General features: G+C 65.0%; 11 protein-coding genes and 1 pseudogene. 4 read left to right on the top strand and 8 right to left on the bottom strand.

The features are described 5' to 3' along the window. Positions 1-327 precede the first annotated feature (327 nt). Entirely contained in the window at positions 328-552 is a 225-nt protein-coding gene (locus tag EET03_RS08310; RefSeq protein WP_082274495.1) for a PE/PPE C-terminal domain-containing protein, read from the bottom strand. A gap of 193 nt (positions 553-745) precedes the next feature. On the opposite strand from EET03_RS08310, the gene EET03_RS30145 reads away from it, so the two are divergent. Beyond that, positions 746-988: a hypothetical protein gene (locus tag EET03_RS30145; RefSeq protein WP_075541617.1), complete on the top strand. Its 243-nt coding sequence runs from the start codon at positions 746-748 to the stop codon at positions 986-988. 183 nt (positions 989-1,171) lie between these two features. Here EET03_RS30145 and lpqS (EET03_RS08320) read toward each other — a convergent pair whose 3' ends face one another. The 4 genes from lpqS (EET03_RS08320) to lpqS (EET03_RS33260) all read right to left on the bottom strand — a co-directional run bounded on the left by lpqS (EET03_RS08320) (position 1,172) and on the right by lpqS (EET03_RS33260) (position 4,499). Continuing rightward, entirely contained in the window at positions 1,172-1,627 is a 456-nt protein-coding gene (lpqS, locus tag EET03_RS08320) for a putative copper homeostasis (lipo)protein LpqS (protein ID WP_244232281.1), read from the bottom strand. A gap of 456 nt (positions 1,628-2,083) precedes the next feature. Next, positions 2,084-3,229, bottom strand: a complete 1,146-nt coding sequence (locus EET03_RS08325) for a PPE family protein (protein ID WP_099194068.1) — start codon at positions 3,227-3,229, stop codon at positions 2,084-2,086. 31 nt (positions 3,230-3,260) lie between these two features. Further along, entirely contained in the window at positions 3,261-3,560 is a 300-nt protein-coding gene (locus EET03_RS08330) for a PE family protein (protein ID WP_063471119.1), read from the bottom strand. A 372-nt stretch (positions 3,561-3,932) separates the two neighbouring features. Next, positions 3,933-4,499: a putative copper homeostasis (lipo)protein LpqS gene (gene lpqS / locus EET03_RS33260; protein ID WP_482805331.1), complete on the bottom strand. Its 567-nt coding sequence runs from the start codon at positions 4,497-4,499 to the stop codon at positions 3,933-3,935. Positions 4,500-4,899: 400 nt separating this feature from the next. On the opposite strand from lpqS (EET03_RS33260), the gene EET03_RS08340 reads away from it, so the two are divergent. Further along, on the top strand, positions 4,900-5,784 hold the full coding sequence (locus tag EET03_RS08340; RefSeq protein WP_075541620.1) for a cyclopropane mycolic acid synthase family methyltransferase: 885 nt from the start codon (positions 4,900-4,902) through the stop codon (positions 5,782-5,784). 53 nt (positions 5,785-5,837) lie between these two features. On the opposite strand, the pseudogene EET03_RS08345 reads toward EET03_RS08340, so the two are convergent. The 3 genes and pseudogenes from EET03_RS08345 to EET03_RS08355 form a co-directional block, all read right to left on the bottom strand. After that, positions 5,838-6,704: pseudogene (locus EET03_RS08345) on the bottom strand (HNH endonuclease signature motif containing protein); the annotation flags it as partial. Between the two features lie 197 nt (positions 6,705-6,901). Beyond that, positions 6,902-8,167, bottom strand: coding sequence for an aminotransferase class I/II-fold pyridoxal phosphate-dependent enzyme (locus EET03_RS08350; RefSeq protein WP_099194069.1), 1,266 nt, complete (start codon positions 8,165-8,167; stop codon positions 6,902-6,904). Between the two features lie 34 nt (positions 8,168-8,201). Further along, positions 8,202-8,459, bottom strand: coding sequence for a hypothetical protein (locus tag EET03_RS08355; RefSeq protein WP_082274498.1), 258 nt, complete (start codon positions 8,457-8,459; stop codon positions 8,202-8,204). 114 nt (positions 8,460-8,573) lie between these two features. On the opposite strand from EET03_RS08355, the gene EET03_RS30150 reads away from it, so the two are divergent. Continuing rightward, the gene (locus tag EET03_RS30150) at positions 8,574-8,720 is read left to right on the top strand and encodes a hypothetical protein (protein ID WP_167470607.1); all 147 of its coding nucleotides are present in this window, start codon (positions 8,574-8,576) and stop codon (positions 8,718-8,720) included. Positions 8,721-8,931: 211 nt separating this feature from the next. Further along, on the top strand, positions 8,932-9,837 hold the full coding sequence (locus EET03_RS32950; RefSeq protein WP_244232282.1) for a phosphatidylserine decarboxylase: 906 nt from the start codon (positions 8,932-8,934) through the stop codon (positions 9,835-9,837). Positions 9,838-10,247 lie beyond the last annotated feature (410 nt).

The following is a 10,247-nucleotide window of genomic DNA, read 5'->3' on the forward strand; positions in this document are numbered from 1 at the left end:
CAGGAAATCCGAAGATCACGACACGATAACGATCTGATCGAATCGCAAAGTAGCAGCTATATCAGAGCAACAGATCCGAGCGTAAACACGCCTGGATCACACAAATCCCCAGGTCAGCCGCCTGCGCCCGCCGCGGGAGATTGCCCCGAATCAGCTACGCGGAAATCCGCGTTAGCCCTCACGTGCTGGAGGGTTTGACGTATCCCCGATGCTGTTGCTGGCGGTTCGCGGCGCCGCCGGTATTGGCGGGCATACGAGTGGTCTATCTGGAAGGTGCCGCCTAACCCAGTGCGGGGGTGCTAAGCAGACTGGCGCGAACCGCCGCAACTATGTTCTGCGGCAAGCACATAGGACTGGGCCGGGCGAGCCAGGTGCGTCGCGCCCGGCTCTACCCGCCATGCAATCCGCCCGCATGCCTCCTCGCCCGTCCGCGCCGTCGGCGGGCGCAGCGCTGAGGCCTGTGCTCGCCAGCGCCGCGGGCGCTCTCGCCGGGACAGCGGTGGTCCAGGTCTGCGGTACCGACAACGCCACGACCAATCCCGCCCGGCCCATGACCGCGGAGGCTGCCGCACCGGCGTCGCCGAATGGCCAGCCCGCTAGGCGTGATCCGAGTGCCCCAGAACCCAACCCCTCGGCAATAGCTGGTGGCAGCGCTGTGCTAGCCGCCGAGCAGGCCCTTCAGCTTCTCGCCGGCCGACCGGCCGGCGAGAAGCTGAGAGACGAAGGCGTAGCAACAAGATTATTAATGGCCGCCGCCACCGTGACCGCCGCCACCGTGACCGCCGCCACCGTGTCCGGCGCCGCCGTGACCGCCGCCACCGTGACCGCCGCCACCGTGACCGCCGCCGCCGTGACCGCCGCCACCGTGACCGCCGCCACCGTGATGGCCACCACCGCCCCCGTAGCAAAGCGGGTTCCAGTACCCGCACCCAGCAGGGTCATTTGGAAAGGAGCCGGGCTGCGCTTGAACGCCCGCTGCACCGCCTAAACCGGCCAGGCTTAAACCGGCGAGGATCGCGACTGTCGCTGCAGCAGACATGATTCGGTGCTTTGTGGCATGGATGTATTTCATTTTGATCGTCGCTTTCGTATGTGTGCCCCAAGGGGCGTTGAACGTCGGTCAGCGGTCACCGGCCGTCGTGGCATGGCACAACGACCTGACGCTGACCGATCAGCGACGAGCCAGGCAGAACCGGGTCAAGAGATCTTGACCGGTGAGGATAGTAAGCGGCCCTTTGGGCGGACCACGCCCGGCCGATACGACAAGATTTGCCAGCGCAGCGGTGATCGCGACGACTGCCGACACAACACCACGTTCCACCAGTGTGGTGGCCGAGCGCGGCACGGCCGCGGTCGCGAACACGTTGTGGCATTCGGACAAAGAGCCGTCGAAAAGATGCGCATGGTCGATGTTGACAGCGAACTCACCGCCCACCGAGGACAGCAAAACATGCGGGGGGTGCGGGGAGTTAGTCTCGGAATGCAGCATGGCGGAGTGGCCGACGAGGGCAACCAGGAATGCCACCATCGCCACGACGATCAGCGACCGCCACCGCGGCAGCCCGACTGCGTTGCGCAGCCGCACAATGCCCCGTCGGCGGCGGCGCGGACGTACGCCGGAAGCCAAGCGGCGTGTCCCCAGACCGATTGGCTGGCGACCGACAATCCACCCATCACACGCGGTCACGGGACGCGAGGAATCACGAGACAGAGTCATCCGTTCCCTGACGAACCTCATACCCCTACAGGGTACGCCCCTGGTGCTGTCCTGACCACTGAGGCTGAGCAGGGCCCCTATTGGGCATTCGATTTGGTCTCCGGGTGGTTAACCCCGCAAGTGCCGACGGCGTGGTCGTGTCGCCCATGTCGTTGCTGCCGGTTCGCGGCGCCGCCGGTATTGGCGGGCATACGAGTGGTCTGTCTGGAAGGTGCCGCCCAACTCGGTGCGGAGGTGCTAGCAGGCTGGCCCGAACCGCCCAACTGTGTTCGGCGGCAAGCACATAGGACGGGGCCGGGCGAGCCAGGTGCGCCGAGCCCGCGGCACGCCATTCCGACGAGATCACCTTGATGTCTCCGTCTCGCGTTATCCGATGGACCAGCGAGGCACCATAGGGGGGCGCTCCAGGAACCGGGAATCAGGCACAACACCGGCTACGCCGCGCCCGGCTGGACCCGCCAAGGGCAACCCGCCCAACATGCTGCCTGGCCCGTCGACGGCCGGAGCAGCGCCAAGACCCGTGCCCGCCAACGCCGCGACCGCCCTCGCCGGGGCAGCGGTGGTCCAGGCCTGCGGCACCGACAACGACCCGACCAATCCCGCCCGGCCCATACCCGCTGACACTGCCGCGCCGGTGCCGCCAAAACCTGCCAACCCCGCTAAGCCGGATCCGAGCCCCCCAGAACCCAACCCCTCGGCAATAGCTGGTGCCAGCGCGGCGCTGGCCGCCGGAAGCAGACCCTTCAGCTTCTCCCCGGTCGACAGGCCCGCACTGGCTATCCACGCCGTCGAACTCGTCACCGACAGCAGCGGACTCAGCGAGCTCAGCGCCGACATCGCCGACCCCGACGATAGCGGCGAGGCAAGTTGTTGCAGCGCCGTAGGCAGCGCGGAGGTCAGCTGGGTCAGTGCCGCCTGCGCGTCGGTCGCCAGCGAACTACCGGTGATCTGGGCTACGACGGAGCCCTGCGCAGCCAGCCCGGTCGGGTTAGTGATCTGCTGCGGTGAGGTGAACGGCGTCAACGTCGACGCGGCCGCAGATGAGCCGGCGTAGCCATACATCGCCGCCGCGTCTTGGGCCCACATTTCCGCGTACTGGGCCTCGGCGGCCGCGATCGCCGGGGTGTTCTGCCCCAAGATGTTGGTGGCGATCAGCGACATCAACAGGCTGCGGTTGGCTGCGATCACCGGCGGCGGCACAGTTGCGGCAAATGCAGCCGCATAAGCGCCCGCCGCGGCCCGGGCCTGATTGGCTGCCTGCTCAGCCTGAGTCGCGGTGGTGCTCATCCACGCCACATAGGGCGCGGCCGCGGCCGCCATCCATGCCGCCGCCGGACCATGCCACGACAGTGCGGTCAACCCCGAGATCACCGCCGCGTAAGAGGTTGCCTCCGAACTCAATTCGACGGCCAGCCCATCCCAGCCGGTCGCGGCAGCCAACATCGGCCCCGAACCGGGACCCGAATACATCCTGGCGGAGTTGATCTCCGGCGGGAGTGTCCCGAAATCCATTCGCGTATCCCTTCAGTCGCCTCGGGCCGCTTCAGCCGGTCGCGGCCGCGTTGGCGGCCTCGGTGGCGGCATAGGAACCGGCGCTGGTCGCCAAGGCGGCGACAAACTGGTCATGAATGGCTGTGGCCTGGGCGGCCACCGCCTGGTACAGCTGCGCGTGCGCGGCGAATTGGGCCGCGGTTAGCGTCGACACTTCGTCGCTGGCCGCTGGGACCACGCCGGTCGTCGGGGCTGCTGCGGCCTCGTTTCCGGCGCTGATCGCCGAACCGACGGCCTGCAGATCGCCGGCCGCTGACGCCAGCGCCTCAGGCTGTGTACTCACAAATGACATGTGTTGCCTCCCTGGAAAACATCGGCACCACCGCCGACGGCGCGTCTTTGCACGATTGATGGGTATGTGGGCTCAGGATCCGCAGACACAGGTACCAACCGGCGCGGGGATGGACACTGTCGGAGTAGTCAGCGACTGAAATGCGCGCTTCGCGGTGGTGACTTCGACCGGCGGTCCGGTGCCAGCGGCCGCGGCTGGGTTGCCACGAGCGGCGCAGCGCAAAGGGGTCGATGGAGTCGAAGGTGTCGGTGGATGCGACATGTTTCATGTAATCGTCGCTTCGATCGATGCCGCGACATACAGCGCGGAGGTTGATGTGGGCCAGCAGTCACCGGCCGTCGCGACATAGCACTACGGCCTGATGCTGACCAGTCAGCGACGAGCTAAGCAGAACCTTGTCAAAACATCTTGACCGGTGAGAGAGGTAGCCGGCGCACCCGGGGGGCCCCGCCCGGCCGGCACCACAAGCTGAGCCAGCCAACCGTTGCCGATGAGTCCCGCTAAAACGACGCCAAGCAGAATTAGCGCGGTAGCCGCAGATTTGGGCAGCCCACCAATCGCGAACAGCTTGGACGCCTTGCAAATGGGTAGCCCTTGGACCAGTTGCGGCTGGTCCCCTTGTGCGCTTAGCGTGCCGACCGGCGATGTCGACAACGACGGTTGGGATGGATACGACGGCGAAGCCGCAGTGCGTACCAATCCGCAGTGGCCGACGATCGCAAGCCCAGCCACCGCGGCCGCCAAAACGACAACAAATCGCGCCCGTGCCGCTCTGCATGACGGGATAGCTCGGACATCCGACCATAACCGGATGTGCCCCATACCCCCACACGGTACACCCTGAAGTACCGCTTCCCAACGACATCCACGGCCTAAGTTCGGTGACGTCGTTGCCACGATCCCGCTTCGGTGGGCTAAACAATCGCCACCTGACTGCATAGGTTCGCAGAGACGCGTCCCACCGCCGCGGAGCTGTTGCTTTGAGCCCGCCGGGCAGAATATGGTTCCTCATTTCGAGGATGTCGATGGGCAGCGTCGTCTCCGGTGGTCTTAAGCCGTGGGTACTGGCAGGCTGATCGGCGTGCATGTGATTGGTGGTGTCCGTGATCCCGCCGCGAGCTTTCCGTGTGCGAGTGACGTTGATGACCGCATGGAGCACATCCACGGATCGAGCCTTAGACCACTAGAGATCGTGTGGTTTACTCACGAGACGACTACTTGGATTCACGCCGTCGAGCCACCCGTTACGGTCGGACGACGTGTCGGCTAAGGCCGATTCGCCTCCGGCAGCCGGGTCGCCGTAGCCAAGCTCGACAAGGATCAACGTCAGAGGTGAACTTTGCCCAACAAGAGTGGTGAAAACGACAGCCTAGAGCCGCATTTCGACGATGTGCAGGCACACTACGACCTGTCCGACGACTTCTTCAGGCTGTTCCTGGACCCGACGCAGACCTATAGTTGCGCCTACTTCGAACGCGAGGACATGACCCTCGAGCAGGCGCAGGTGGCCAAGATCGACCTCGCGCTGGGCAAGCTGGGGCTGCAACCGGGCATGACGCTACTCGACATCGGATGCGGCTGGGGCGCCACAATCGTCCGAGCCCTGGAGCGTTACGACGTCAACGTCATAGGCCTGACGCTGAGCCGCAATCAGCACGCCCACGTGCAGCAACTGCTCGACGAGCACCCCAGCGGCCGAAGCAAGCGCGTGCTGCTGCGGGGCTGGGAGCAGTTCGACGAAAAGGTGGACCGCATAGTCTCGATCGGCGCCTTCGAGCACTTCGGTCGTAACCGCTACGCCAACTTCTTCGCGATGACCTACCAGTCACTCCCGCACGACGGCATGATGCTGCTGCACACCATCATCAAGCCCAGCGATGAGGAGTTCGCCGAACGTGGACTGCCCATCACCATGACCAAGCTGCGGTTCATGAAGTTCATCATGGACGAGATCTTTCCGGGTGGCGACCTGCCCAGCGCCAGGGTCGTCGAGGAGCACGCGCAACAGGCCGGCTTTGCCGTCAAACTGGTCCAGCCGTTGCGACTGCACTATGCCCGCACCCTCGACACCTGGGCCGCCGCGCTGCAGGAGCACCGGGACGAGGCCATCGCGATTCAGTCCCAAGAGGTCTACGACCGCTACATGAAGTACTTGACCGGTTGCGCCGAGCTGTTTCGCGAGGGCTACACCGACGTTGCGCAGTTCACCCTGTCCAAGGGTTGAGCACGTCGCGAAGTCACCGAGAAGAGTTGCCCGGGTCAATCATGCCGCGCGCGCTACCCGGGCTCGTCCTCGTCGTTGCTGTCGCGCAGGAGTTTCTCGGGGTGACAGTAGGTGTTCGTCCTTGGTCGGCCCAGTGAACCAGACGAGTCGAGATGGGCCGGTGGGATCCATTCGGTGTCGCCGCGGATGTTGTTGCGGGTGGTCCAGCCGCTGTCGAGGAGTTTGTGGTGGGGTCCGCAGGCGAAGGTGAGTTGGTCGATGTCGGTGCGATGTGTGGTGGCCCACTCCCGCACGTGGTGGACCTCGCACCGATACCCCGGCACGTCGCAGCCTGGCGCGTGCAGCCACGATCCTTCGCGTACAAGACAATTCGCTGCCCGGCCGTGGCCAGGCGCTTCGAGTGATACAGCGCCAACGGCTTGCAGCCGTCGAAAACGGCGAGGTAATGGTGCGCATTGCGGGCGAGGCGGATGACATCACTCATCGGCAACGAGGCGCCGCCGCCGGTGAATGCCTTGCCGGCCGCGGCTTCGAGGTCTTTGAGCGTGGTGGTCACAATGATCGATGCCGGTAATCCGTTGTGCTGGCCTAGGTCTCCGCTAGCCAGCAGCCCACGCAGGCCGGCCAGCACACCGTCATGATTGCGCTGACTTTCCGAGCGGGTGTCACGCCGGGTGGCTTCCTCCAACGGCGTTACCGTCCACGTACGGGCTCTCTTCGGCCGGGTTGCACATGCCCGGGGCGGCCAATTTTGCCCACACGGCCTCGAGGGTCGCCCGCGCTTCAGGTGTCAGATAGCCGCTGATACGCGACATACCGTCAACGTCCTTGTTGCCCAGCGTGATACCGTGCCGCCGGGCGCGGTGCTCATCGGTGTAGTCGCCGTCAGGGTGCAGGCAATCCATCAGCCGCTCAGCCAGTTTAGTCCTCTCGACCACTCGAACTCCCCATGTTTCGAAACACTATGCTGACCCACCGACAAGAAGGCCGCAGAAAATGACTATCTGGCAAGAGATTTCATGTTTCGCTCACAGCGAACGTCGACGTCTTTTCCGTTGCCCGCACCGTGAGGACATCCGCCGGCCAGCCCCGCCGGCAGCGGTCGCGTGGCGCGTTATCAGCCTGCCACCACCGGTAATTCAGCCAATGACTCGTCGGCGGCGCCTTCGACCATCACTCCCTGAGCGGCTTGGCACTGCAGATAGTCGACGATCGCATCGGTGAGTAGCTCACCCGGGGCGACCACCGGAATACCTGGCGGATAAGGGCAGATCATCTCCGCCGAAACGCGACCGGCTGCCTTCTGCCACGGCACCATCTCGGTGGCGCCCAGGAAGGCGTCGCGCGGCAACATGACGGTCTCGGTGCGCAGGTCCGACCACGCCGGTACATCGTCGACGGTGTGGGGCTTGGCACCGGCGTGTTCCTCGGCCAACGCCGCCATGGCGTCGACCAGCCGTTGCGCGGTGGCATCTGTGTCGGCGTAGCTGATCAACGCCATCACCCGGCGGTGATCGGACAGTTCCATATGGATGCCGCAGCGTTCCCGCAACCAGTCAGCGGCCTGGAACCCGGTCAAGCCCAGCCCGATGACGTCGACGGTGACATGGGTCGGATCGAACGCGAAAACACCTGGGTTGCCGAGGATTTCGTTACCCATGAGGCTCAGCCCCGGCAGCCGCGCGAGTTCCGATCTGACACGCAGCGCCAAGTCGATCGCGTCGCCCAGCAGCCGCTCGCCATGTTCTTGAAACTCGCGCCGGGCCGCGTCGATGGAGGACAACAACAGCGACGACGCGCTGGTCGACTGCTCAAGCTCGAACACCAGCGACAGCCGTGTCGAGTCGATCCGGTCGCCCTGCCTGCTGAGCACCGAGGTCTGCAGCAAGCCGTTGAGCGTCTTGTGGACGCTGCCGATGCACAAGTCGGCGCCAAACTCCAGCGCCGAGGGTGGCAGGCGGCTGCAGAAGCTGTAGTCCAGTCCCCAGGCGTCGTCGGTGATCAGCGGGATGTCGTGGGCATGCGCCACCTCGGCGAGCCGGCGGACGTCGGCGCTGACCCCGTAGTAGGTCGGGGTGAACACCATGGCCGCGACCGCCTCGGGATGGTCCCGCAGGACCTGCTCCAGCCGCGCGGGGTCGACGCCATGGGCGAGTTGCCAACGCTCGTCGTAGTCGGGTTCCACGTAGACCGGCATGGCGCCGGACAGCACCAGGGCCGAAAACGCCGACTTGTGCCCGTTGCGGGCCATCACCAGCGTCTCGCCGGGGCGCACCGCCGCCATCATCGCGACGTGGACGTTCTCCGTGCTGCCGTTGGCGGAGAACAAGGTTTCGTCGGCGCCCACGGCCGCGGCGAACAGTTGCATGGCGGTCGGCTCCACCTGCCGGACTGGTGCCGGTTGTCGACGCCCTTGTTCATTGTGACGTCGGCGCGAAACGCCTCGGAACCCATCCAGCGGGCCGAGAGCGGTGGCATCCGGCCGGTACCCGATCGTGGGCCGGGATGCCGAAGGCGATGTCGCCGCGCTGACGGAACGCCTGAATCGCGTCGCCGATCGGGGTGGCGTCGGGCTCGGCGCGGGCCGGCCCCGCCTGCGCCTCCGCTTGCGCTTTCTTGATGTTCTTGCGTCGCTGATGATCGATGCGTGCGGAGAACGACTTTGCGCTTGTCATTTCATGGCCTCCCTCAGGGTGTGGCGCGCTGCCCGACGCCGGCGGCCAACTCTTGTCGGCGGAGTCGACCCCGCTTGGAATCCCTCATGGCCACCTCCACTTCGTTTCGTGGCCATGAGTACCCGCTGTTTGCTGCTGGTACGCGGCTGTGGTGACGGCACCCATATCCCCGGCGGTGCGGCCTACCCCGGCATCGTCGAACGTTGCGTCGACATTGACGCCCGTCGGGGGGCCTCGCGCACCAGGGCAATACCAGCGTGATCGCGGAATTTCTATGGACGTCGAGAAGGCGTGCCGCGGTTGCGGCACGGATGTACTCGTGGGGTTACCCCGCTGCCGCGAGGGTACCCCCTATGCGAAAAGCAACCCGGAACGACCGTCGCCTGCGGGCCAAAGACGCCGTCTCTCAAGGCATTATCACCTGCTTGTTCTCGAGGCGGTCGGCGGTGACGGCAACCTTGAGGACGGACACATGAGCGAACCGGACGCCATCATCCAGAAACTGCGAGACATCCTCGACAAGGAGCAGGGTCTGGAAAGTCTGCTCGAGCGGTCTTTGGTGAACGCGTGCAAGTGGGCCGAGGAAGAACTGAACCCGGAGCTGTTCGCAGCATTGGAATGGCCCAACCAGTTCATCGCGCGCGAAATCAACGGCGGGCTACGGCCCATCGCCGAGCCGGCCAGCAATCTGGTGGCCACTTCGCCCGCCGATTGCCATTATCAGCACGCTTACGACATCGACGCCGAATCCAACATCCCGGCCACACAGGTGAAGAACCGCAAGTACGGCCAACGTCAAGCAGCTCTTGGAAGGCAGCGCCTACAGCGAAAGCTTTGCCCGCGGCACCTTCGTCCATTACATGCTGCGGTGCACGCCTACCATCGGTACCACCTGCCGGTGGCGGGGGTGATCAAGGAATCGTTCCGGATCAACGCCAAAGTGTTCATGCAGGTCGGCATCGAGAATCACGAGTTGCAGGCCAGCCACAGCGCCAGCAGTGGATATGAGTTCTCCCAGACACGGGGCGTGGTCACCATCGACACCGCTGAATCCGACTGCGGCAATATCGGCGTCGTCGCGGTGATCCCGGTGGGAATGGCGGGCGACATCTGTGGTGCTCACCTCGGTGGTGGGCAAGCACATGTCCAAGGGCGAAGAATTCGGCTACTTCCAGTTCGGCGGCTCCGACATCATCATCTTGTTTCAAGAAGGCGTGAGCCGCGAGATCGACACCAGTCAGAAGTTCCGGCTCGTCGGCACACCCGTGGCGCGCTGCCGGCTGCGCTCTGCCTGACCACGGCCGGAGACCGTCTAGGTCATGCCGAAAACTGTTGCCGCCCTGCGGATCGCACAGGTAGCCGGCATGGCGGCCGGTAACACTCAGGTCTTTCAGGTCCTTCGACGGTGCGGATGTGTCGGGCTGTAGCAGTAACGGCAGGCTCGTCACATGCGGGCCGGCGAGCCGCGACGTCGCGCCGTGCACGACACATACGCTACGTACAAGACACGCCGCAGATCACCGCGGTGGCTTACATCTCGAGGGTCGCGCCCGTCCCAGCCGACCTGGCTCCACACAACCGACCCGGCTAGCCGTGCAGTGCCTGTTTGAGCGCCGCGAGACGCCGGGCCATCGCGTCAGCGGCGGCCGGAACATCGGGGGTGAATCGTCCCGGGTTTCGTGCGCACTTCCTTTCTTGGGAAGGATGGCACGATGCCAAGCAAGTACGACGAGAACACCAAGGCCAAGGCGGTCCGATTGGTCCGTGAGCATGCCGACGACTACGACT

This window comes from Mycobacterium innocens, assembly GCF_900566055.1.
In the GTDB taxonomy this organism is placed as follows: Bacteria; Actinomycetota; Actinomycetes; order Mycobacteriales; family Mycobacteriaceae; genus Mycobacterium; species Mycobacterium innocens.